The organism is Collinsella aerofaciens, assembly GCF_964283865.1.
In the GTDB taxonomy this organism is placed as follows: domain Bacteria; phylum Actinomycetota; class Coriobacteriia; order Coriobacteriales; family Coriobacteriaceae; genus Collinsella.
Map to the genome: position 1 here is coordinate 162,971 of NZ_CAXYLS010000002.1, position 22,989 is coordinate 185,959.

At 60.5% G+C, this 22,989-nt stretch carries 20 protein-coding genes; all 20 read left to right on the plus strand.

Annotation, left to right across the window (positions count from 1 at the left end; translation table 11 throughout):
- Positions 1-3 precede the first annotated feature (3 nt).
- The 20 genes from ACRX4W_RS02150 (at position 4) to ACRX4W_RS02245 (ending at position 22,926) form a co-directional block, all read left to right on the plus strand.
- Positions 4-1,296: a MiaB/RimO family radical SAM methylthiotransferase gene (locus ACRX4W_RS02150; RefSeq protein WP_432298992.1), complete on the plus strand. Its 1,293-nt coding sequence runs from the start codon at positions 4-6 to the stop codon at positions 1,294-1,296.
- Positions 1,277-2,263 carry a PhoH family protein gene (locus ACRX4W_RS02155; protein ID WP_432298993.1) on the plus strand — a complete coding sequence of 329 codons (987 nt, stop codon included), beginning with the start codon at positions 1,277-1,279 and terminating at the stop codon, positions 2,261-2,263. Before ACRX4W_RS02150 ends, ACRX4W_RS02155 begins: the two co-directional genes overlap by 20 nt.
- On the plus strand, positions 2,260-2,769 hold the full coding sequence (gene ybeY / locus ACRX4W_RS02160; protein WP_432298994.1) for an rRNA maturation RNase YbeY: 510 nt from the start codon (positions 2,260-2,262) through the stop codon (positions 2,767-2,769). The genes ACRX4W_RS02155 and ybeY overlap by 4 nt, the downstream gene beginning before the upstream one ends.
- 9 nt (positions 2,770-2,778) lie before the next feature.
- The gene (locus ACRX4W_RS02165; protein WP_432298995.1) at positions 2,779-3,156 is read left to right on the plus strand and encodes a diacylglycerol kinase family protein; all 378 of its coding nucleotides are present in this window, start codon (positions 2,779-2,781) and stop codon (positions 3,154-3,156) included.
- 12 nt (positions 3,157-3,168) lie between these two features.
- Positions 3,169-4,245 carry a GTPase Era gene (gene era / locus ACRX4W_RS02170; protein ID WP_432298996.1) on the plus strand — a complete coding sequence of 359 codons (1,077 nt, stop codon included), beginning with the start codon at positions 3,169-3,171 and terminating at the stop codon, positions 4,243-4,245.
- A gap of 15 nt (positions 4,246-4,260) precedes the next feature.
- Positions 4,261-5,010 (plus strand): DNA repair protein RecO, encoded by a 750-nt coding sequence (gene recO, locus ACRX4W_RS02175; RefSeq protein ID WP_432298997.1) that lies wholly within the window; start codon positions 4,261-4,263, stop codon positions 5,008-5,010.
- Positions 5,011-5,148: 138 nt separating this feature from the next.
- Positions 5,149-5,427, plus strand: a complete 279-nt coding sequence (gene rpsO, locus ACRX4W_RS02180; protein ID WP_035138510.1) for a 30S ribosomal protein S15 — start codon at positions 5,149-5,151, stop codon at positions 5,425-5,427.
- A 150-nt stretch (positions 5,428-5,577) separates the two neighbouring features.
- On the plus strand, positions 5,578-7,824 hold the full coding sequence (locus tag ACRX4W_RS02185; protein WP_432298998.1) for a polyribonucleotide nucleotidyltransferase: 2,247 nt from the start codon (positions 5,578-5,580) through the stop codon (positions 7,822-7,824).
- 647 nt (positions 7,825-8,471) lie between these two features.
- Positions 8,472-10,142 (plus strand): ribonuclease J, encoded by a 1,671-nt coding sequence (locus ACRX4W_RS02190; RefSeq protein ID WP_432298999.1) that lies wholly within the window; start codon positions 8,472-8,474, stop codon positions 10,140-10,142.
- Position 10,143: 1 nt separating this feature from the next.
- Positions 10,144-12,921, plus strand: coding sequence for an FtsK/SpoIIIE family DNA translocase (locus tag ACRX4W_RS02195; RefSeq protein ID WP_432299000.1), 2,778 nt, complete (start codon positions 10,144-10,146; stop codon positions 12,919-12,921).
- On the plus strand, positions 12,921-14,438 hold the full coding sequence (locus ACRX4W_RS02200) for a helix-turn-helix domain-containing protein (protein WP_432299001.1): 1,518 nt from the start codon (positions 12,921-12,923) through the stop codon (positions 14,436-14,438). Before ACRX4W_RS02195 ends, ACRX4W_RS02200 begins: the two co-directional genes overlap by 1 nt.
- Before the next feature lie 26 nt (positions 14,439-14,464).
- Complete coding sequence (locus tag ACRX4W_RS02205) at positions 14,465-14,962, plus strand: YajQ family cyclic di-GMP-binding protein (protein ID WP_432299002.1); 498 nt, start codon at positions 14,465-14,467, stop codon at positions 14,960-14,962.
- Positions 14,963-14,988: 26 nt separating this feature from the next.
- The gene (gene rimO / locus ACRX4W_RS02210) at positions 14,989-16,338 is read left to right on the plus strand and encodes a 30S ribosomal protein S12 methylthiotransferase RimO (protein WP_432299003.1); all 1,350 of its coding nucleotides are present in this window, start codon (positions 14,989-14,991) and stop codon (positions 16,336-16,338) included.
- Positions 16,339-16,347: 9 nt separating this feature from the next.
- Positions 16,348-16,986: a CDP-diacylglycerol--glycerol-3-phosphate 3-phosphatidyltransferase gene (gene pgsA, locus ACRX4W_RS02215; RefSeq protein WP_118079882.1), complete on the plus strand. Its 639-nt coding sequence runs from the start codon at positions 16,348-16,350 to the stop codon at positions 16,984-16,986.
- A 27-nt stretch (positions 16,987-17,013) separates the two neighbouring features.
- Positions 17,014-17,529, plus strand: a complete 516-nt coding sequence (locus tag ACRX4W_RS02220; RefSeq protein ID WP_432299004.1) for a CinA family protein — start codon at positions 17,014-17,016, stop codon at positions 17,527-17,529.
- Positions 17,530-17,786: 257 nt separating this feature from the next.
- Positions 17,787-18,935 (plus strand): recombinase RecA, encoded by a 1,149-nt coding sequence (gene recA / locus ACRX4W_RS02225; RefSeq protein WP_432299005.1) that lies wholly within the window; start codon positions 17,787-17,789, stop codon positions 18,933-18,935.
- A gap of 11 nt (positions 18,936-18,946) precedes the next feature.
- Complete coding sequence (locus tag ACRX4W_RS02230; RefSeq protein WP_432299006.1) at positions 18,947-19,639, plus strand: regulatory protein RecX; 693 nt, start codon at positions 18,947-18,949, stop codon at positions 19,637-19,639.
- A 257-nt stretch (positions 19,640-19,896) separates the two neighbouring features.
- Positions 19,897-21,447, plus strand: a complete 1,551-nt coding sequence (rny, locus tag ACRX4W_RS02235; RefSeq protein ID WP_432299007.1) for a ribonuclease Y — start codon at positions 19,897-19,899, stop codon at positions 21,445-21,447.
- Position 21,448: 1 nt separating this feature from the next.
- On the plus strand, positions 21,449-22,534 hold the full coding sequence (locus tag ACRX4W_RS02240) for an ATP-binding protein (RefSeq protein ID WP_432299008.1): 1,086 nt from the start codon (positions 21,449-21,451) through the stop codon (positions 22,532-22,534).
- A 74-nt stretch (positions 22,535-22,608) separates the two neighbouring features.
- A complete protein-coding gene (locus tag ACRX4W_RS02245; protein ID WP_006235982.1) occupies positions 22,609-22,926 on the plus strand; it encodes a stage V sporulation protein S in 318 nt (105 codons plus the stop codon).
- Positions 22,927-22,989: the final 63 nt, after the last annotated feature.

The following is a 22,989-nucleotide window of genomic DNA, read 5'->3' on the forward strand; positions in this document are numbered from 1 at the left end:
CGCGTGCTCGCACCTCATATCTCTGTCGTCAACCTCGGCTGCCGTGTCAACCGGGTTGAGTCCGACCGTATCACTGCCGATCTAATGCGCCTGGGCTTTGCGATGGTGGAGCCTCAGGATGCTGAGCTGATCGTCATTAACACCTGTGCCGTTACGGGCGAGGCCGAGGCCAAGACCCGTAAGGCCGTTCGCCATGCGCTGGCCTATTCAAACGAGCCCTATGTGGTCGTGACCGGATGCGTGGTCAATCTGCATCCCGAGGAGCTGCTGGAGCTCTCGGACCGCGTGATCGCCGAGCCGTCCAAGATCGATGTCGCCGAACGCGTCTGTGAGGTGCTGGGCGTTGAGTCCGATGACGTTCCCGCCTGCAGCGACGGCGAGGTTGTCGACGCGCTCGGTCGCTCGCGTCTGGGCGTGAAGATCCAGGACGGCTGCAACCATCGTTGCACCTATTGCATTGTGTGGAAGGCCCGCGGCCCCGAGCGCTCCGTGCCGGTTGAGTCCGTGCTCGAGCAAGTTCGCGAGGCACAGGAGGCCGGCGTGCCCGAGGTGGTGCTGACGGGTGTGAACCTTGGCGCCTACGATGGCAAGAGCGCGACTGACGAACACGTCGAGATTGATGAGCTTCTCGAGGCGATCATGGAGCGCACGTCCATTCCGCATGTGCGCATTTCCTCGGTCGAGCCCATGGATATCTCCGAGTCCCTGCTTAAGGTCATGGCCCGCTATCCGAAGCGCATCGCCCCGTTTTTACACCTGCCCGTGCAGTCCGGCTGCACCAGGACGCTGCATCGTATGGGCCGTCCCTATAGCGCCGAGGCCTTTGAGGAGACGGTGCGCATGATTCGCACCAACTTGCCTCAGGCGTCCCTTTCGTGCGATGTCATCGTCGGTTTTCCCGGCGAGACGGACGAGGAGTTTGAGGAGTCGCTGGCGCTGTGCCGCCGCGTGGGCTTTTCGCGTATGCACGTGTTTCGCTACAGCAAGCGTCCCGGTACCCTTGCTGCCGACATGCCCGACCAGGTGCCGCCCGAGGTCATGGCCGAGCGTAGCCGTCGTATGCGAGCCGCGGCGCAGGAGCTTGCCATTGCCGACGCTCGCCGTCGCGTGGGCACCGTTGAGCGTGCCGTGCTCGAGTATGGCGACAACCTGACGCTTGGTTCGTTCCATCATGCCCGTCTAGACGATACCAGTGGACTCACAGCCCCGTGCCTGCTCGATGTTGCTATCATCGGAGTCGATGATTCCGGCTTGGTCCATGCACGCAGGGAGGTTCATGGAAGCCTCGAAGATTAGACTTACCGTTCCTGGGGGAATTGACCCCTCGCGCGTTTTGGGTGCCGGCGACGGCGTCCTTCGTGCGCTGGAGAGCTTGGTTCGCGCCCACGTGGTCGCCCGTGGCGACAGCATCGCCGTGAGCGGTGACCCGGACGAGGTCGAGCTCGTGGCTCGCTTTTTTGAGCATGCTTTTCGCGAGGCGGCTGCCGGACGCACACTGTCTGCCGACGATGTCTCTCGCTGCCTGGCCGTCTTGCGCGACGGTGAGCACGAGGCTACGTCGCTTCGCGATGATGTGCTGCTTTCGTATCGCGGTCGCGCCATTCGCCCCAAGACGCTCGGCCAAAAGCGCTACGTGGATGCCATCCGCTCGCATACCATCACGTTTGGCCTGGGTCCTGCCGGTACTGGTAAGACCTATCTGGCCATGGCGCTCGCCGTTGCCGCGCTCAAGCGTCATGAGGTGGGTCGTCTGATCTTGACGCGTCCGGTTGTCGAGGCGGGGGAGAACCTGGGCTTTTTGCCCGGTACCCTCGAGGAAAAGATCGACCCCTACATGCGTCCGCTCTACGACGCCCTTTTTGACATGATGGATCGCGAGCGCACCGATGAGCTCATGGAGCGCGGCGTGATCGAGATCGCCCCGCTTGCCTACATGCGCGGCCGCACGCTGAGCGATGCCTTCGTGGTGCTCGACGAGGCGCAAAATACCACGCCCGAGCAGATGAAGATGTTCCTGACGCGCCTGGGCTTTAACTCCAAGTTTGTGATTACCGGCGACCTGAGTCAGCGCGACCTGGTGGGTCGTCGCGGCGGTCTTGCCGACGTCGAGCAGATTTTGGGCCGTGTCGACGATGTCGCATTTTCGCACCTCGAGCGTGCCGACGTGGTGCGTCATTCCTTGGTGGGGCGTATCGTCGAGGCATACGATGCTTATGATGATGTACGCGAGAAACGCGTGCGTGACCGAAAGGAGTCCCGTTGAGTGTATTGATCAGCAACGATGCCGAGCTCGATACGCTGCTCGACGCGCAGGAGGTAGAGCACATCTGCGATGTCGTGCTTGCCGCCGAGGGCGTTGAGCGTGAAGTTGAGATTTCCCTTTCGTATGTCGATGAGGACGAAATGCACGAGCTCAACCACGAGTGGCGCGGTATCGACCGTACCACCGATGTCCTCTCGTTTGAGTGCGACTCGGCCTTTGACGAGGATATTCCCGCAGACGAGACGCTCGAGCTCGGCGATATTATCCTGGCCCCGCAGGTCATTGCCCGTCAGGCTCCCGGCTTTGGCAATAGCCCTGCCGACGAGTGCCGCCTGATGCTCGTGCATGGCATGCTGCACCTGCTGGGGTATGACCATATCGAGGACGACGAGGCTGAGGTCATGGAGGCCCGCGAGGACGCCATCCTGCGCGATCTGGCGCTCGAGCGCGGCGAGGACCCCAAGCTGGTCCACGTCGGCCCCATCACCAACCACGCCCACGACTAGGAGCCGTCTATGATTCCCGGATCGAACAAGGACCACCCGTCCTTCTTAAAGTCCTTCTCCTACGCCATGGAGGGCTTCGTCACCGCCGTCAGGACCGAGCGCAACATCAAGGTTATGCTCGCGGCAGGCGTGTGCACCGTCATTGCCGGCTGCATTGTGGGGCTCGATATTGCCGAATGGGCCACGGTTATCATCTGCTGTGGCCTGGTGATTCACGGTGAGCTGTGCAACACCGCTATGGAGGCGATCGTCGACCTGGCGACCCAGGAACTTCATCCGCTGGCAAAGCGTGCGAAAGATATCGCCGCCGCCTCCGTATACGTACTTTCCATCACCGCCGCGATTGTGGGATTGCTGGTATTTGCCCACGCGCTCGACTTTATTTAGAAAGGGATTTTCATGTCCGACACTATGCAGCCTATCGATGAAACTCTGGACGACGAGTCCCTGGATGCGGTGGATGCCGAAGCGAACGATGCCTATGAGGATGTCGAGGAGTTCGATCCGTTTGAGGGCATGAGTGACGAGGAACTCGACGCCCTGTGCGACGAGGACGATAGCCTCGCGGGCTTTGGCGACGTTGAACCCGGTTTCCGCAGCGGCTTCGTGGCCCTGGTCGGCCGCCCCAACGCCGGCAAGTCCACGCTGCTCAACGCCTGCTATGGCAAAAAGGTCGCCATCACCTCGCCGGTGGCCCAGACGACCCGCCGCCGCATGCGCGCCGTCGTTAACCGTCCCGGCTACCAGCTGGTCTTTGTCGATACCCCGGGTATCCACAAGCCCAAGGACGGCCTGGGGTCCGAGCTCAACAAGAGCGCGCTGTTCGAGCTGAACGATGTCGATGTCGTCGCGTTTTTGATTGATGCCACCAAGCCGATCGGCAGGGGAGACGCCTGGGTTGCCGAGCGCGTCAAGAGCGCCCGTTCCAAGAAAGTCTTGGTGCTCACCAAGGCCGATGAGGCCGATCCCGCACAGGTCATGGAGCAGCTTAAGGCCGCCCACGAGCTCATGGACTATGATGACGAGATCGTGACGTCGTCGGTCAAGAACTTCAACGTCGATGCGTTTATCGAGACCGTTGCACACTTTTTGCCCGAGGGTCCGCGTTGGTTCCCCGAGGGCATGGGTACCGACGCTTCCGATGAGACACTCGTTGCCGAGTTTGTGCGCGAGAAGGTCTTGCGCCGCACCCGTGATGAGATCCCGCACTCCGTTGGCGTGATCTGCGATGCGCTCGAGCAGACCAAGAAGGTGCTGCGCGTGCACGCTACCATTTACGTCGAGCGCGAGGGCCAAAAGGGCATCATCATCGGCAAGGGCGGCGAGATGATCAAACATATCGGTATCGACGCTCGCCGCGATCTTGAGCGCATCTTTGGCACGCAGGTCTTTTTGGAGCTGGACGTGAAGGTCAAGGCCGGCTGGCGTGACGACGAGGCCCAGATTCGCCGCTTTGGCTACAACGCCGAGGACTAAGGACGCGCGGCGCGCATGGGAGGCTCCCGGACATATCGCACGAAGGTGCTCGTCCTCGATAAGACGAAGCTCAAAGAGACGGACCTGATCTTGACGATGCTTGACGAGCGGGGTCGGCAGGTTCGCGCCGTGGCAAAGGGCGCCCGCAAGCCCGGTGGGCGCCTGGCTGCGCGCTGCGAGCTGTTCTGTACCGTCGATATGCTGCTCGCGCATGGACGGTCGCTCGACGTGGTTTCCCAGGCCGAGCTTATGGAGGCACCGCTCGGCGCTGCGCCCGATTACGAGACGACCTGCGCCGCAAGCGCGATCGCCGAGGTCGCGCGCGTGTGCTCGTTCGAGGATGCCGAGGACCCGTTTACCTTTGCCATCACGCAGCGAGCGCTTGCTCTGGTGGGCAGCGGGCTCGACACGGCGCATATGGATCTGCTTGTGGCGGCATATGTGTTTAAGCTGCTATCGCACGTTGGCTACCGACCCGATTTTTCGGCCTGCGTACTGTGCGGAGACCCTATGCTGTCGTATTTTTCGCCCCAGGCCGGCGGGCTCATGTGCGGCTCGTGCGCGTCGAGCGTTCCGGGTGCCGAGCTGGTATCGACCGGTGAGGTCGCATGGCTGCGTGCCCTTATGTCCATGACTTTCGATGCGCTTTTGGCCGAGAGGGTCGATCCCCATACCGCTGCCTTTTTGTTGGGGCTTTCGCATGTTTGGGCTGCGACGCACACCGATCAGCGCCTCCGTGCGATGGAATTCATGTTGGGTCGGTGATGATGCGCAGGCGTGGGCTGCTTGTGGTAACATACCGACCTGTTGGTACCTCGACCTTGGATGCTCGCTCCACCGGCGGCTTCCCAGTCCGAGGCGAATAATGTCGCCCGCGGGCGACAAGAAACGAAAGGTGAAACAATGACTGTTTCCAAAGAGCGTAAGGCGGAGCTGACTGCCCAGTTCGGTAATACCCCGGTCGACACCGGCAACCCCAAGGTTCAGGTCGCCATCCTGTCCGAGCGCATCAAGGAGCTGACCGAGCACATGAAGTCCCACCAGAAGGACTTCCACACCCGTCGTGGCCTGCTCATGCTCGTCGGCCGTCGTCGTCGTCTTCTCTCCTACATCAAGAAGAACGACATCGTCGAGTACCGTGAGCTCATCAAGGCTCTGGGCATCCGCGACAACATCCAGTAAGGATTTGTACATGCTAAGAGCGTCCTGCGCAGCGGGGCGCTCTTTTTGTGTAAGGGCGCGAACAATCACGCTCTGAAGCGTGGCGGGGGCAGGGGGCCCGCGTCACATGAGAAGCCCGCAGGCAAGGGGCCTGTGGGGTAAAGGAGAACAATGACACTCGTATCCAAGACCTTTGAGCTGTACGGCAAGACCTACACCTTTGAGTCGGGCGAGCTTGCCAGGCAGGCCACCGGCGCCTGCCTGGTCAAGCAGGGCGACACCACGATGCTCGACACCGTGGTCGTCTCCAAGGAGCGCAAGAACTACGACTTCTTCCCGCTGACCGTCGACTTCAACGAGAAGATGTACGCCGCTGGCCGCATCCCGGGTGGTTACCTCAAGCGTGAGGGCCGTCCCAGCGAGAAGGCCACGCTCACCGCGCGCATGATCGACCGTCCGATCCGCCCGAGTTTCCCGGACGGCTTCCGCAACGAGGTGCACATCGTCGCCACCTCGCTCGTCGCCGACCAGGTCAACCCCTTCGACGTCATCAACGTCATGGGTGCTTCCCTGGCCATGACGCTCGGTGGCGTGCCCTTCGAGGGCCCGCTTGCCTGCGTGCGCATCGGCCGTAACGTGGAGACTGGCGAGTTTATCGTCAACCCCACCTACGAGGAGCGCGAGAACTCCGATCTGGACCTGGAGCTGGGCGGCTCTGCCGACTTCATCTCGATGGTCGAGGCCGGCGCCGAGGAGATCTCCGAGGACGACATGCTCGCCGCCATGAAGTTTGGCCAGGAGGCCCTTGCTGCCTTCTGCCAGGCCCAGGACGAGTTCGTCGCCGAGTGGGAGCAGGTCAACGGCCCCATCGTCAAGAAGGAGTACCCGCTCGACCAGCCCGTCGAGGAGGTCCAGGAGCGCATCTTTGCCCACTACGACGAGATGGCAGCTGCCCTTCGCGACGCCGACAAGCTCTCTCGTATCGGTAAGGTCGAGGCTCTGAAGGAGTCCATCCGCGCCGAGTTTACCGAGGAGGAGCAGGCCGCTTGGGAGCGCGAGATCCCCGTGGCGCTCAAGAAGCTCGAGAAGAAGGCCATGCGCACCATGGTCGTCGAGACTGGCGAGCGCGTCGATGGCCGTGCTGCAGACGAGATCCGTCCCATCATGGTGAAGGATAACTACCTGCCGCTCGTTCACGGCTCCGGTCTGTTCCAGCGTGGCCAGACCCAGGTGCTCTCCGTCCTGTCGCTCGGCATGCTCAACGAGGGCCAGCGTCTGGATACCATCGAGCCCACCGAGGGCAAGCGCTATATGCACCACTATAACTTCCCGCCGTTCTGCACCGGCGAGACCGGCCGCATGGGCAGCCCCAAGCGTCGCGAGATCGGTCACGGCAACCTTGCCGAGCGCGCTCTGCTCCCGGTGCTCCCCGACGAGAACGAGTTCCCCTACGCCATCCGCGTCGTCTCCGAGGTCATGGAGTCCAACGGCTCCTCTTCGATGGCTTCGACCTGCGGCTCCACGCTCGCCCTTATGGACGGCGGCGTGCCCATTAAGCGCCCGGTCTCCGGTATCGCCATGGGTCTGATCCAGGAGGAGGGAAAGACCGTGGTCCTGTCCGATATCCAGGGTCTCGAGGACTTCTTGGGCGACATGGACTTTAAGGTCACCGGCACCACCGAGGGCATCACCGCCCTGCAGATGGATAACAAGGCCACCGGCCTAACCTTCGACATCCTGGCCCGCGCCCTGCAGCAGGCCAAGGAGGGTCGCGCCTTCATCCTGCAGAAGATGCTCGATGTGATTCCCGAGCCGCGCCACACCACACGCAGCACCGCTCCGCGCATCGTCTCCATCCAGGTTCCTACCGATAAGATTCGCGACGTCATTGGCTCCGGCGGCAAGGTCATCCGCGGTATCCAGGACGAGACCGGCGCTTCGGTCGACATCCAGGAGGACGGCACCGTCTTTGTCGGCGGCACCGGCGAGTCCGTCGACCAGGCCGTCGAGCGCATCAAGCTCATCATCAAGGTTCCCGAGCCGGGCGAGGAGTACACCGGTCGCGTGGTCTCCATCCAGCCCTTCGGCGCCTTCGTCAACCTGCTGCCCGGCAAGGACGGCCTGCTGCACATCTCCCGCGTCGCCAAGGGCCGCGTGGAGAAGGTCGAGGACGTTCTCAACGTGGGCGACGAGGTCAAGGTCGTCGTCATCGAGGTCGACGATCGCGGCAAGATCTCGCTTGATCGTCTCGACAAGCCCGAGGCCCCGGCTCGCGCTGAGGGTGCCTCCGAGGGCGACGGCGAGCACTTCCAGCGCCGTGAGCGTCCGCGTCGCGAGCGCTCCGAGCGCAGCGACCGTCCGCGCCGTCCCGGCGACAACGGAGGCCGCAAACCCCGCCGTCACCACGACGCTGAGTAACAGCTACACATAAGCAGCTCAACAAGGGCGACTCCGGACAGGGGTCGCCCTTTTGCTTGCGCCCGAGAGGGTCGCATATGAAGTTTCCTGCTCTACAGTCCTGCGCAAGACGGAAAGCACATTAAGTGCTTTCCTTTGCGTGCGGAACTCGCGATAAACTTCATATGCGTCCCTCCCGGGCGCAAGCAAAAGGGCTGGTTAGTGCCGCTCGCTATTGAGTTAGACAGTCTATTCAGTAGTCAGATTTAGATCTGTAGATAGACGTAGCAGCATTTCCTCAGATAAAACCTACTTAAATGAACCTGTCCTTTATTGGCAGGTCTGGTCTCAGCGGCCCCGGCACGGGCTAAGTTTATCGCGAGTTCCGCACGAACAGGAGGCCACTTAATGTGGCCTCCGTCGTGAGCAGGACTGTAGAGCAGGAAACTTAGCCCGTGCCGGGGCCGCTGAGACCAGAACGGTGGGATACGCAGGTTCAGATGGGGCTTTGATGCATGGGTGGTCTGTTGGTGGGCAAATGGGTATGATGCTGTAGTTATTGCATCGACTCTGTGATGCATGTTTGTACGTTCACGGCGGTCGGTTTGCCAGAAGCGCCCCGTCGGTTGTTCCAGACCCGTTTCGAAGAAAGGAAACCACACGAACCTATGGCAGCTAAAAAATCATCTCCCTTGAAGATCATTCCGCTCGGCGGCCTTGACGGCATCGGCAAGAACATGACGGTCTTCGAGTGCGGCGACGACATGGTGCTCGTCGACGCCGGCCTCATGTTCCCCGACGACTCCCAGCCCGGTATCGACCTGGTGCTTCCCGACTACACCTATGTCCTGGAGAACGAGGAGAAGCTCCGCGGCATCATCGTCACCCATGGCCACGAGGACCACACCGGTTCGCTTCCGTACCTGCTGCAGGACCTCAACAACAAGGTGCCCATCTTCTCGAGCAAGCTGACGCTCGGTTTTATCGAGGGTAAGCTCTCCGAGTTCCGCATTCGCGCGCCCAAGTTCCGTGAGGTCAAGGGCGGCAGCCACGTCAATCTCGGTGGCATCTCGCTCGATTTCTTCTCCATGACGCACTCCATTCCGGGTGCTTTGGGCGTGTTTATTCGCACCAACCAGGGCACCGTTATGCACACGGGCGACTTTAAGCTCGACCAGACGCCCATCGACGGCGTCACGCCCGACTATGCCGCCATCAGCCGCTTTGCCAAGCAGGGCATCGACCTGCTGCTTTCCGACTCCACCAACGCCACGGTTCCTGGCTTTACCAAGTCCGAGGCCGAGGTCGGCCCCAACCTGCTGCACGCCATCAAGAACGCGCCGGGCCGCGTGTTCGTCGCGTCGTTCTCGAGCCACATCCATCGCCTGCAGCAGATCTGCGATGCCGCCCGCAAGTGTGGCCGCAAGGTCGTCGTGACCGGACGTTCCATGCTCACCAACACCCGCGTGGCGCGTGAGCTTGGCTATCTCAACATCGACGATGCCGATATCATCGATGCCTTCGATATCGATAACCTGCCCGACGATAAGATCGTCGTCATGTGCACCGGTTCTCAGGGCGAGCCGCTGTCGGCCCTGTCCCGCATGGCCAACGGCGAGCACAAGACGCTTTCTATCCACGAGGGCGATACCGTCATCCTCTCGGCAACTCCCGTTCCCGGCAACGAGAAGGCAGTTCAGCAGGTCGTCAACAGCCTGGCCAAGCTTGGCTGCGACGTCTGGGATAAGTCCCGTGCCCTCGTCCATGTCTCGGGCCATGGCAGCCAGGAGGAGCTCAAGCTTCTGATGGCCATGGCCAAGCCCACCTACTTTATGCCGGTTCACGGCGAAGCCGTGCATCTGCGCGCCCATGCCCAGCTTGCCCGTAAGATGGGCATCAAGGACGATCACATCTTTATCCTTGATAACGGCGACACGCTCGAGATGCGTGGCGGTATCGTCAAACGCGGTGCGCCCGTCGAGTCCGGCGTCGTTTATGTCGACGGTCTGCGCATCGGCGACACCGACCCCATCGTCCTTCGCGATCGCCAAAAGCTCGCCAACGACGGTATGGTCACGGCTGTTGCCATCGTCTCGCTCAAGCACAAGAAGATCGAGGCTATCGAGTTCTCGGGCCGCGGCGTTTCGTTTGCCATCGACGACCAGTTCTCCGAGGATGCCTCCGCAGCCATCATGAAGACGATCGAGAAGGGCAAGTTTAGCTTTACCAGTAGCGGCTCCGATGCCATTCGCAAGGCCGTGCGCGATTCGCTCTCCAACTTTATCTGGAGCCGCACGCGCACCCGTCCGATGATCATCCCAGTCGTCATGGAGGTTTAGTTTGGCGCGCGGATCTGCACAAAACGCCAAAGGCAACAAATCCAACAACCAACCGGCATCTGCTAAGGGTGCCGGTTCCCATCTGCGTGCCAATAAGGGCCACGAGTCCGAGTTCGATGAGTTCGAACCCCTGGTCGAGCCTTCGGCCAATCGCGATATCGCCGGCGTTATCATTGCCGTTTTGGCGATTGCGTCCTTCATTGCCGTGATTTCTCCGGCAACGGCACCCGTGACAGCTGCGGTTGCCGGTTTCTATCACCTCGGCTTTGGTCTGGGCGCCTACGTGCTGCCGATCGTCATCTTGCTGTTTGCCGCCACGCTCTTTTTGGGTGAGGACTCGCCGCTCAACATTCGCTCGGTCGCGGGTGGTGCCGTGGTCTTTGTGGCCATTGTTTCTATCCTATCGTTGATGGTTCCGGGTACGACCGACTCGTGCGACCTCATGTTTACGCCGCAGAACCTTACCGCCTCGGGCGGCTACATTGGCGCCTTTATCGCAAGTGCCTTGCAAAACGCCCTGGGTAAACCTATCGCTATGGTTGTCTTGCTGGGCCTTGTCGTCGTTGGCCTGGTCATCATTGGCTTTTCGGTGGGTGGCGTTTTGCGCTCCGCACGTGATCGCGCTGCCGATTTTGCCGAGCGCCGTCGTGCCGATGTCAACGCGAGCCCGTGGGGCGATGAAGAGGCCCTGTCGGTTCCCGGCGTTGCCCGTCCGCACCTGAGCATTCTGCGCCAGAAGGGGGCTGACGCCGCGGTGACCACGTTCATGGGTGGCGATGCCGACCCGGTTTTGGATGACGACGAGGACGATGACCCGTTTGTCGACGTGTCCGAGGCCGTGGAGGCCGAGCGCGCCAAGACCACGCTGCTGCCGCGTCGCCATGCCAAGAAGGGCAAGGCCGCGCCCAAGCTCAACACGAGCGAGCCTGACCCGTCTTGGTCCGATAGCGAAATTGAACTCACTGAGGGCGATGACGATTACGACGAGGCTCCGCTCGAGACCGCCAAGACCACCTTGCTGCCGCGTCGCCGCGCCAACGCAGGACAGGTCACCGGACAGTTTTCGATGGAAGACGACCCGGACAAGGCTGACGAGTCAGAGCCGCCATTTGCCGTGAATCCCGTTTCGGCAGCTCCGCAGATCCCTGACTTCCTAAAGCATCCCAAGGTTTCCGATGCCTCCGCCCCCACGGCTTCCGCTGCTCCTGTTGCAGCCACCGATGGGGGAGCGGACGGTACCACTGTCGATGCCGAGGGCGACCAAGAGGACGGTCTCAAGCTCCCGCCGCTCGAAATCCTGCATGCCAACCCACAGTCGGCGTCCTCCGCGTCTTCTGACAAGGAGCTGGAACAGACTGCCGAGTCGTTGCAGTCCACCTTGCTTGAGTTTGGCCGTAGCGCCCGCGTTGTCGGCTGGATTGCCGGCCCCACGGTCACGACTTTTAAGCTGCAGCCCGGTGAGGGCGAGCGCGTGAGCAAGATCTCGAGCCTCGAGGACGATATCGCGCTTTCGCTTGCCGCCCAGTCGGTGCGCATCTTCGCGCCGATCCCCGGCACCTCACTCGTTGGTATCGAGATTCCCAATCGCAAGCGCCAGAACGTCAATTTGGGCGACGTGCTTCCCTATGTGAAGGGCGGTCCGCTCGAGCTTGCCATCGGTCGCGATGCCGAGGGCACGCCGGTTGTCGCCGACCTCGCCAAGATGCCCCATCTGCTGATCGCCGGTACCACGGGTTCCGGTAAGTCGGTCATGATCAACTCCATCATCACGACCCTGCTCATGCGCGCGCTTCCCGAGGACGTTCGCTTGATCATGGTCGACCCCAAGCGCGTCGAGCTCGCAGGCTATAACGGCCTGCCGCACCTTTACGTGCCCGTAGTGACCGAGCCCAAGCAGGCCGCGAGTGCCTTGCAGTGGGCGGTGTCCGAGATGGAGCGCCGCCTGAAGGTCTTCGAGCGCCTTAACGTGCGCAAGATCTCGACCTATAACGAAAAGCAGGCCGCCGGCGAGTTTGAGCATTACGATAACCCGCCGCAAAAGATGCCCTATCTGGTCATCATCATCGACGAGCTTTCGGACCTGATGATGGTAGCCGGCAAGGATGTCGAGGCCTCGATCGTCCGTATCGCCCAGCTGGGCCGTGCTGCCGGTATTCACCTTATCGTGGCTACGCAGCGCCCCAGCTCCAACGTGGTGACGGGCCTTATTAAGGCCAACATCACCAACCGTATCGCCTTTAACGTGGCTACGGGCATCGATTCCCGCGTCATTATCGACCAGATGGGCGCCGAAAAGCTCACCGGTTTGGGCGACATGCTGTTCTCCAAGGTCGACTGGGGCAAGCCCCGTCGTATCCAGGGCTGCTTTGTCTCGGACGACGAGATCAACGAGATTGTCGAGTTCGTTAAGTCGCAAAGCGAGCCCGACTACCACGAGGAGATCCTGTCTGCCGTGGCGCCCGCTTCCATGTCCATGGCTGGTGGCGGCATTGTCCGCACGGGCGTTGCCGAGCCGCAAGATGACGACCCGCTTATCTGGGAAGCCGCCCATATTGTGGTGGAATCGCAGCTGGGCTCCACATCTGGCCTGCAACGCCGCCTCAAGGTTGGCTATGCGCGCGCCGGGCGTATTATGGACATGCTGGAAGAAAAGGGTGTCGTCGGCCCGCCCGACGGTTCTAAGCCGCGCGAGGTCCTGCTGGACGAGGAGGGGCTTGCCGCGCTGGAGTCTGTCGACGCCGAGATGGCACGTGAAGATCGTGAGTTTGGAGGATTCTGATGGCTGCACGCTTTGGTGACATGCTGCTCGAGCAGCGTCGCCGGATGGGCCTTTCCATCCAGCAGGTCGCCAACACCATCAAAATCAGGCCGCAGATCATCGAGTTTTTCGAGACCGGTAACTTTGCATCGATGCCCCCGCGTGGCTATGCGCAGGGCATGATTTCGAGCTATGCTCGCTTTTTGGGGCTTAACCCGCGCGAGGTCGTCAACGCTTATTTTGACGACCTCATGGCATATGAACGCGAGACCTCGCAGCAGGGCGGTCGTTTTCAGGATGCTGCCGGCTACGTTAACTCGCGTTCGTCGGTCGATAACGGACGCTTTCTGATGGTTCAGGGCGGTCGCTCGACGCGGTACGGTCAGCGTCCTCCGCAAGCGGGCTATGTCACCGAGACGGGCTCCAGCGAGGAGATTCGTTCTCAGCGAGATCGCTTTCGCAGTACGCCCATGCCGGATGACCGTGCGCTTCCCGCCGCTCGCGGGTTGAGCCGTGATCCTCGCGCCGGTTACGGCGACGGTGGCTACTCCGGTCGGGGTTATCGCGGAGTTTCTGCCGGGCGTTCCCGCGGTGGTTACGCCGATGCCGATACCACGCAGGTGACGCCGCGCCTCCGTTCGCAATCGCAGCCTTACGGGCAGCGCTCTTCGGTGCCTCGCTCTGGACAGCGTGGCTATCAGGACCGTGGTGAGCTTGCGCCGCGTTCGGGTCAGCGTGGCTCGCAGCGCCAGGGCGGCTATCGTGGTCGTTCCGATAGCGCTCGCGGCCGCATGCCGCAGGTAAACGGTCGCGGTAGTTCTAATAATCGCGGACGCGGCGGTGGACGTGCTCCCCAGAATAATGGACTCGATCCGCGCATCATCTACGCCGGCATTGGTGCCGTGGCGCTTTTGCTGATTTTGCTCATCGTAGTCCTCCTGCGTGGCTGCGGCTCTTCTGCACCCGAGTCGACGCCCGAGACGCCCGCGGCCACCAAGACGACGACCAAGAAGTCTTCCAAGAAGACCGAATCCGTTGACGAGGATGAAGGTACCGACGAGACGACGGATTCTGCCGATTCCGATGCCGCCAAGGCGACGGCGAAAAAGGAAGAGGACGAGGTCATTAAGGTCAAGGTCTCGGTTGCCAAGGGCAAGACCGCCTGGATTGAGGTCAAGGTCGACGGTAAATCGGTCTACGGCGCCCAGGCGACCGGTCCCTTTGAGCAGGAGTACACGCCCGAGTCCTCGATTGAGATCACCACGTCCAAGCCCTCCGATGTCACCGTCACCAAGAACGGCGAAAAGGTTCGCTATGACACCAAGACATCGGGCGTGGCGCGCGTGACCATTACCGTTCCCAAGAAGGAGACCACAGACTCCAAGGATGGCGAGAGTACCGACGGCACCGATACTGCCGACGGCACCGACGCCCAGTCTGCCGACGGCGCCGATGCACAGTCTACCGACGGCACCGACACGGCATCCGATGGCCAGACAGCAAACGATTCAGATGACTATTCGTACGACAGCTACTAAGGCTCCCCGTACCGAAAGGAAGAACCATGGCTAAAGATTCCAGCTTCGACGTTGTGTCCGAGGTCAACATGCAGGAGGTCGATAACGCCTTCCAGCAGACCACCCGCGAGATTTCCCAGCGCTATGACCTCAAGGACTCCGGCGCCACCATCGAGCTTTCGAAGGGCGACAAGCTCTTTACGATTAGTGCCCCGGCCGATTTTGTCTCCAAACAGATCATTGACGTGCTGAGCTCAAAGCTCATCAAGCGCGGCATCGACCTCAAGGCTGTCTCTTGGGACGCGCCGCAGGCGGCTTCGGGTGGTACCGTGCGCGTGCTCGGCCATATCGTCGAGGGCATCGACCAGGCGACCGCCAAGAAGATCAATAAGGACATCAAGGACCAAAAGCTTAAGGTCAAGGTGACCATCGAGGCCGATAAGCTGCGCGTTACCTCGGCCTCTAAGGACGCGCTTCAGACGGTGATCCAGTTCCTGCGCGACCAGGACTACGGCCAGCCGCTGCAGTTTACCAACTACCGCTAATTCTTTCGAAAGGACCGCTCTCCAACATGGATACTCCGTTGGGTTCCGTACTCTATATCACGCTTGGCTGCGCCAAGAACGAGGTCGATACCGACCGCATGCGTTCGCTGCTGACCGCTGCGGGCTACGAGGAGGCATTCGATCCAAAGGATGCCGATATCGCCATCGTCAACACGTGCTCGTTTCTTGCCTCGGCGACGTCCGAGAGCATCGAGACCACGCTCGAGCTCGCTAACGAGGTGCAGGACGGCGTTCGCGCCTGCCCCATCGTCATGTGCGGTTGCGTTCCGTCTCGTTACGGCGATGACCTGCCCGACGAGCTTCCCGAGGTCGCGGCCTTTGTGAAGGCCGATGAGGAAGACGGTATCGTCTCTGTCATCGATGGCGTACTGGGCGTGGAGCGCGAGATCGCGGCCTATATCCCGCAGGTCAAGCGTACCGTCGAGGGCGCCGTTGCCTACGTCAAGATTTCCGATGGCTGCAATCGTTTCTGCAGCTTCTGCATGATTCCTTACATTCGCGGTCGCTATCATTCGCGTAGTGCCGAGAGCATTATCTCCGAGGTGCGCGACCTTGTTTCCGGCGGTGTGCGCGAGATCGTGCTGATCGGCCAGGACACGGGCATTTGGGGTACCGACTTTGCCGACGAGGACATCGCCGAGGGCTCGCCGCGCAATCTGGCGCAGCTGCTGCGTGCCGTCGCCGAGGCTGTGCGCCCGCACAACGTCTGGGTCCGCGTGCTCTATCTGCAGCCCGAGGGCATGACCGACGAGCTTATCGAGACGATTCGTGATACGCCCGAGGTGCTGCCCTATATCGATATCCCCGTGCAGCACTGCGACGCGCGCATCCTGAAGGCCATGCGTCGCTCCGGTTCGCGCCAGGAGCTCGAGGATCTGTTCTGCGACCTTCGAGAGCGTATCCCCGGCATCGTGATTCGCTCTACGGCCATGGTCGGCTTCCCGACCGAGACTGACGACGAGTTCCGTGATCTTATCGACTTTATGGACACCGTCGGCTTTGACTACACGAGCGTTTTTGCCTACTCGCGTGAGGAGGGCAGCCTGGCCGCCAAGATGGAGGGCCAGGTCGATGAGGAGGTCAAGCTCGAGCGAGCCCAGGAGGCCATGGATCTGGCTGAGTCGCTCGGTTTTGCCGCCACGGCAGCCCATGTGGGCGAGCGTGCCCAGGTGATCGTCGACGGCATCGAGGAGACCGAGGACGGCGCCGAGCTGATCGGTCATGCCTGGTTCCAGGCGCCCGATTCCGATGGCGCGGTGCATCTGGACTCCAGCGAGGCGTCCGTGGGCGATATTCTGACCGTCGAGTTTACCGATAGCTTCTGCTATGAGCTTATCGGCCATGTTGTGGAGTAGGAGAGCGTCGTGGCAAACGAGAGCAATAAGGAACTGACGAGTGTTTGGACGCCCGCCAACATCGTGACGTGCGTTCGCATCGTCTTTATCCCGGTGTTCATGATCGTCTCGGCCCTGTCTCACGCGAGCGTTGCCGGTACGGACTGGAGCACCTTCGACGGCCCGCTTGCTGCCGCCGCCTTCATTCTGTACGTGATCCTGTCGTGCACCGACAAGGTCGACGGCTATCTGGCGCGCTCGCGCAACGAGATCACCGATTTCGGTAAGTTCTTGGACCCCATCGCCGACAAGCTGCTGGTGTTCTCGGCCCTGCTGCTGTTCTTGGATTTTGGCGCGGTGACCGTGTGGTCCGTGTTCATCATCTTGTTCCGCGAGCTGCTGGTGAGCGCCCTTCGCATGGTCGCGAGCGCTGCCGGCGTGGTCGTTGCCGCCGATAAGCTCGGCAAGTATAAGACGGCGACCACGATGGTCTCCATCTGCGGCTATCTGTGCGTCTTTGCGATGGCCGGCCTTCAGCTGGGGCCGGTGTCGCTGCTGCTCGGTGTCTATTCGGTGTCGCGCTTCCTGTACGTCATCGCCGTGATTTTGACCATTGTCTCGGGCGCCCAGTACTTCTGGAACTGTCGCAAGATCGTCTTTTCGGTCTAGGTCCTGGTGGGTATGACGGAGTCTTATTTGCAGATCGCCGCAAACAACGAGGAGCTGGCGCGCGACATTGTCGAGCGCGCGAGTGCCCGTGGTGTGACGGTGTCGACGGCGGAGTCGCTGACGGCGGGCATGATCGCCTCGACGATTGCCGATATCCCGGGTGCCTCGGCGGTGCTTCGTGGCGGTGCGGTGACCTACTGCGATGAGATCAAACATCGCGTGCTCGGCGTCGAGCAGGAAACGCTCGATCGGTTTAGCGCCGTGTCGCACCAGACGGCGCGCGAGATGGCCGTGGGCTCGCTGGACCTCTATCAGAGCGATGTGGCCGTGAGCGCAACGGGCTACGCTGGGCCCGGTGGCGGCACTGAGCAAGACCCCGCCGGTACGTTCTATATTGGGTGGGCGTATCGTGCGGCCGATGGGGGAGCGCCGGTTGTCGAGTCTGCGCGCTGTCATTATGAGGGCGATCGGTCGTGCGTTCGTGTCCATGCGGTCGCGGAGGCTTTGGAGCGTATTGTCCGCGTGCTCAATTCTATGGATTAGACGTGGTTTAAGGGGCCTTAGGGCCCCTTAATTGTGGAGATAGGGACCTTTGACCGGAATTACGTTTGCGCTGGTACATGGCATAAATTTGTTCGCGCACTCGTATTTGTGATTGACGTGGTCAAGCGTTTGGTCGGTGATTGGTTGGCGTTTGGCTGGGTTTTGGAATGGTCGGGTGCATATGATGAATCTGAACGGTTGACCACGAACAGCCGTTCGTTTATTATCGTTTCAGGTTGTTAAGAGGAGGGCTATTCATGGCCAAGAATTCAGGTCCCGTACGTACCGTTCATGCACGCACGACGGGTAAAGAGCGCGACGAGATGATCGCCACCACCAAGGCCGAGATTGAGAAGAAGTTCGGCCAGGGCTCTATTATGAGGTATGGCGACGGCGGTCCCGAGCTCGAGGTCGAGGCTATTCCGACGGGCTCTCTGGCGCTCGATGCCGCCTTGGGTATCGGTGGCGTTCCGCGCGGCCGTATCGTCGAGATTTATGGCCCCGAGTCCTCCGGTAAGACGACGCTTTCGCTTGAGATTCTTGCAGAGGCACAGGCCATGGGCGGCGTTGTGGCATTTATCGATGCCGAGCACGCGCTTGATCCCACCTATGCCGCGCGCATCGGTGTCGATATCGATGAGGTCCTCATTTCCCAGCCCGATACGGGCGAGCAGGCGCTCGAGATCGTCGATATGCTTGTGCGCTCCGGTGCCATCGACGCCATCGTCGTCGACTCTGTTGCCGCCTTGACTCCGCGTGCCGAGATCGAGGGCGAGATCGGTGACACGACGGTGGGTCTGCAGGCTCGTTTGATGAGCCAGGCACTCCGCAAGCTCGCCGGCTCGCTTTCCAAGTCCAACACGACCTGCATCTTCATTAACCAGCTGCGCGAGAAGATCGGCGTCATGTTCGGCAACCCCGAGACCACCACGGGCGGCCGCGCGCTCAAGTTCTTCTCTTCCGTGCGAATCGATATTCGCAAAATCGATACCATCAAGCTCAAGGACGAGGTTATCGGCAATCGCGTTCGTGCCAAGGTCGTTAAGAACAAGGTGGCCGCTCCGTTCCGCTCGGCCGAGTTTGACATCATGTATGGCACCGGCATCTCCAAAGAGGGCTCGATTCTGGATATGGCCGTCGAGTGCGGCATCTGTAAAAAGATGGGGTCCTGGTTTGCCTATGGCGAGGATAAGCTCGGCAACGGTCGCGAGGCCGCCAAGACGTTCCTGCGCGAGCATCCCGATTGCGCCGACGAGATCGAGCACAAGGTTCGCCTTGCCTGCGGTCTTGAGTATGACGACGATGCCCCCTCCGAGGTTGAGTTGACCGACCAGGCTGCCCCCGAGGAGTTTGATGAGCTGTACGCCATCGATGGTTCCGCGATGCTCGACGATGACGACGAGTAGCGGATGCCGACATGTCGTATACGGTGACCGAGGCCACGGTCGTCTTTCCCGATAAGAAGGCGGCCTCCTCGTTCTCGAGCGGTTATGCGTCTAAAAAGCCCTGCGCGCGTATCGATTGCGATCTCGAGGGCGGTTTTGAACGTTCCATTTGGATTCCCGTGCGCGTGGCGCGCCTGTACGTTAAGAACCGCCCCGATCTTCCCTGTGATTGGGATGACTTTCGCGAGGCGGTGCAGCTTATCGAACGTAAATGTGCGCTCACCATGGTGACCGAGATGCTTTCGCGCCGCGATCATGCCACGGGCGAGGTGCGCGATAAGTTGGCGCGCTATGGCTTTCGACAGCCTGCGATCGATTTTGCCGTTGCTCGAGCGACCGAGTATCGTTTTTTGGATGAGAACCGCTTTTGTTCGTACTTTATTGAAGAGCGTAAGCGTCGCGGCTGGGGACAGCGTAAGATCGAGGTTGAACTCAAACGCCGTCATGTCGTGCTTGACGATATCCCCGGGTATCCCGAGGCTTATTTTGCCGTTGATGATGACTTGGCCCGCGCTTCGGCCTTGCTCGCTAAACGTCGCGTTCCCGAAGTACGTGCATTCGAAAAGCTCGTCAGATTTTTGATGGGTAAAGGCTTCTCGTATCGCATCGCCGCCGATGCCGTTAAGGCGCGCCTCGATGCCTCAAGCGAGGAATGCGCCGTGTAAACGTTCACCCGTTACGCCCCTGCCGTTCACCGCTCGATTGGCGCCGTGCCGGGTGCGTTAATTTGACAGTTGTTGCGGTTCAACGTAGGATAAATACTGTCATTTGCTTTGTGATATGTGCTCATCTGTGATGAGTTTGTTTATATGTTTATCTGTATCCGACCCGCATAAGCTGCGCCCATATTACTCAAATGTCGCGAGCCGTTCGTAAGGACGGTTCGCTTTGCTGTGTAACGAATCCATAAAAAGGAGTGAGCATGCCTATCATTGCAGCGCTCGTTGGCCTCGTTTTGGGTGCCATCGCCGCCATTGCCTACATGCGCACCGCCAAGCAGGGTAGTCTTCACGAGGCCGACGAAAAGATTCAGTCGGCACACGCGCAGGCAGAGTCCTTGATCGGTGATGCAAAGCGTCAGGCCGAGACCCTCAAAAAAGAGGCTCTGCTCGAGGCTAAGGAAGAGATCATCAAGAACAAGCAGGCCGCCGAGGCCGAGGACAAGCAGCGTAAGAGCGAGATTCGCACGCTCGAAAATCGCGTAATGCAGCGTGAGGAATCGCTTGATCGCCGCAACGATGCGCTCGATAAGCGCGAGTATCAGCTGTCTAGCCAGGCCGGCCAGGTCGAGAAGCGCTCTCGTGAGCTTGAGGAGCTCTGCGCCAAGCAGACTTCCGAGCTTGAGCGTATTGCCGACCTTACGCGTGAGGATGCTCACAAGGAGCTGCTCGACAAGGTCCGCGGCGAGGTTACCCACGAGGCGGCCACCATCATCCGTGAGTCCGAGCAGCAGGTCCGCGCCGAGTGCCACAAGACCGCCCAGGAGATTCTCTCCCTGGCGATTCAGCGTTGCGCCGCCGACCATACCGCCGAGGTCACCGTTACTTCCGTTCATATTCCCTCCGATGACCTCAAGGGTCGCATCATCGGTCGCGAGGGTCGCAACATCCGCACCTTTGAGCAGGTGTCCGGCGTCAACCTCGTGATTGACGACACCCCCGAGACCGTCGTGCTTTCGAGCTTCGATCCAGTCCGTCGTGAGACTGCCCGCGTGGCGCTCGAGAACCTCATTGCAGACGGCCGCATTCACCCCGCACGCATCGAGGAGATGTATCACAAGGCCGCCGACCTGGTTCAGCAGCGTGTGCGCGAGGCTGGCGAGCAGGCCGCCTTCGATACCGGTATCCACGACCTGCATCCCGAGATCGTCAAGACCCTGGGTGCTCTTCGCTACCGCACCTCGTTTGGCCAGAACGTTCTGCAGCACTCGCTTGAGGTTTCTGACCTGTGCGGCGTTATGGCCTCCGAGCTTGGTCTGGACGTTGTGACCGCCAAGCGTGCCGGTCTTCTGCACGACCTGGGCAAGGCCATCGACCACGACGTTGAGGGTCCGCATGCCGTCATTGGCGCCGAGCTTGCCCGCCGTTATGGCGAGAAGCCCGTTATCGTCCACGCGATCGAAGCCCATCATGCCGATGTCGACCCCAACACGGTGCTCGATGTCCTGGTCCAGGCTGCCGATGCCGTTTCTGCTTCTCGTCCCGGTGCCCGCCGCGAGTCGGCCGAGAACTACATCAAGCGTCTTGAGAAGCTCGAGGAGATTGCCAACTCCCATGACGGCGTCGAGCGTACCTATGCCATGCAGGCTGGTCGCGAGGTCCACGTCATGGTTCAGCCGGACAAGATTTCCGATGCTCAGTCCACGGTCTTGGCTCATGACATCGCCCATCAGATCGAGGAAGAGATGGAGTATCCCGGTCAGGTGCGCGTCGTCGTGATTCGCGAGAGCCGCGCTGTCGATATCGCTAAATAATATGAACGACGCGAACGAGCTTATCTCATTTATCGCGTCGATGTCGGGGGAGGGCAACCTTCGCGTCGAGGAGAACCTTGGCGAGGGATATGTCCGCCTCCGCGTTTCGGAAGCCGAGCGGCGCCAGGCAAAGCACGATATTCAGCATGTCGAGGATATTGTCATCGAAATGCTGCGCAACGCTCGTGATGCCGGCGCCGACAAGGTCTATCTCGCCACGACCAAGGAAGATGGCGTCCGTACGCTCGTCTTTCTGGATAACGGCTCGGGCGTGCCGCAGGATATGCAGGAGCGCATCTTCGATGCCCGCGTTACCTCCAAACTCGAGAGCATGAAGATGGATCGTTGGGGCGTTCACGGTCGAGGCATGGCATTGTTCTCGATTAAGCAGAACACCGACGAGGCACGCGTTGTCGCGTCGGATGTTGACCTGGGCTCGGTCTTTAAGGTGAGCGTCGCTACCGACCGCCTTAGCGAGCGCGCCGATCAGTCCAGCTGGCCTCAGGCCGTGAAGGACGAGGACGGTCACTATGTTTGCGCCCGTGGCCCTCACAACATCATTCGCGCCGCTTGCGAGTTTGCCCTCGAGGAGCTGCGCGCCTGTGATGTCTATCTGGGGTCTCCGTCCGAGATCGCCGCGACGCTGCATGCGCAGGCCTCCAGCCGTCTTGATGCTTCTCGTCTTTTGTTTATCGATGACGAAGCCGAGCTTCCGGTGGTCGATCGCCTGGGTCTTGCTTCGGATGCGGAAGACTTTATCCGTATCTGTTCGGGTTTGGGCCTTGAGATGTCCGAGCGTACGGCGCACCGTATCTTGGCGGGCCAGATTAAGCCCGTTCGCGGTGTGACCGCACGCCTGCTACGCGAGCGCGATTCGTCCTCACATGCGTCTGCTCCGGTCGATCTTGCCAAGGATCGTCGCGGACTGCGTATTGCCAAGGACGACATGGCGCAGTTCTCGCGAGCAGTGGAGCGCGACTTTAACGATCTTGCAGCGCGGTACTATCTCAACCTTTGCGGCGACCCCAAGATTCGTGTTTCGCGTGATCGTATTACCGTGACGTTCGATCTTGCCAAAGAGGAATAGCATCTTTACCGAGTCCGTTCGGTACGATACAGTTATTGCAGTTAAAACGTACTTTTAAACGCAGGAGTTTCTTCATGGATTGCCTGAAGGTATCAAGCAAATCATCGCCCGCGTCCGTTGCCGGCGCCATTGCCGGCATGGTCAAAGATGGTGTTCCCGTCAATATTCAGTGCGTCGGCGCGGGTGCCGTCAACCAGGCCATTAAGGCTGTGGCCATTGCACGCGGATTTTTGATTCCGACCGGGTTTGATATTTCCTGCGCGCCGGTGTTCTCTGACATCCTCATCAACGGGGAGTCGCGCACGGCCATCCGTCTTTCTATTTACGTTCATCAGATTAATCGAGCTGCTATGGATAACGTTGTGATGGACGACGTTAAGCCTGTGGCGTAGAGTGTTTACTCTTTGCCCGCGCTCTTTGATTCCGCTTATTCCACCTCGTTAGGACTTATACAC

What these genes read in the sequence shown, in the direction of transcription:
- ACRX4W_RS02155 (WP_432298993.1), top strand. Translation starts at nt 1,277, where the DNA reads ATGGAAGCCTCGAAGATTAGACTTACCGTTCCTGGGGGAATTGACCCC.
- ACRX4W_RS02165 (WP_432298995.1), top strand. Translation starts at nt 2,779, where the DNA reads ATGATTCCCGGATCGAACAAGGACCACCCGTCCTTCTTAAAGTCCTTC.
- era (WP_432298996.1), top strand. Translation starts at nt 3,169, where the DNA reads ATGTCCGACACTATGCAGCCTATCGATGAAACTCTGGACGACGAGTCC.
- recO (WP_432298997.1), top strand. Translation starts at nt 4,261, where the DNA reads ATGGGAGGCTCCCGGACATATCGCACGAAGGTGCTCGTCCTCGATAAG.
- rpsO (WP_035138510.1), top strand. Translation starts at nt 5,149, where the DNA reads ATGACTGTTTCCAAAGAGCGTAAGGCGGAGCTGACTGCCCAGTTCGGT.
- ACRX4W_RS02185 (WP_432298998.1), top strand. Translation starts at nt 5,578, where the DNA reads ATGACACTCGTATCCAAGACCTTTGAGCTGTACGGCAAGACCTACACC.
- ACRX4W_RS02190 (WP_432298999.1), top strand. Translation starts at nt 8,472, where the DNA reads ATGGCAGCTAAAAAATCATCTCCCTTGAAGATCATTCCGCTCGGCGGC.
- ACRX4W_RS02200 (WP_432299001.1), top strand. Translation starts at nt 12,921, where the DNA reads ATGGCTGCACGCTTTGGTGACATGCTGCTCGAGCAGCGTCGCCGGATG.
- ACRX4W_RS02205 (WP_432299002.1), top strand. Translation starts at nt 14,465, where the DNA reads ATGGCTAAAGATTCCAGCTTCGACGTTGTGTCCGAGGTCAACATGCAG.
- rimO (WP_432299003.1), top strand. Translation starts at nt 14,989, where the DNA reads ATGGATACTCCGTTGGGTTCCGTACTCTATATCACGCTTGGCTGCGCC.
- recA (WP_432299005.1), top strand. Translation starts at nt 17,787, where the DNA reads ATGGCCAAGAATTCAGGTCCCGTACGTACCGTTCATGCACGCACGACG.
- ACRX4W_RS02230 (WP_432299006.1), top strand. Translation starts at nt 18,947, where the DNA reads ATGTCGTATACGGTGACCGAGGCCACGGTCGTCTTTCCCGATAAGAAG.
- rny (WP_432299007.1), top strand. Translation starts at nt 19,897, where the DNA reads ATGCCTATCATTGCAGCGCTCGTTGGCCTCGTTTTGGGTGCCATCGCC.
- ACRX4W_RS02240 (WP_432299008.1), top strand. Translation starts at nt 21,449, where the DNA reads ATGAACGACGCGAACGAGCTTATCTCATTTATCGCGTCGATGTCGGGG.
- ACRX4W_RS02245 (WP_006235982.1), top strand. Translation starts at nt 22,609, where the DNA reads ATGGATTGCCTGAAGGTATCAAGCAAATCATCGCCCGCGTCCGTTGCC.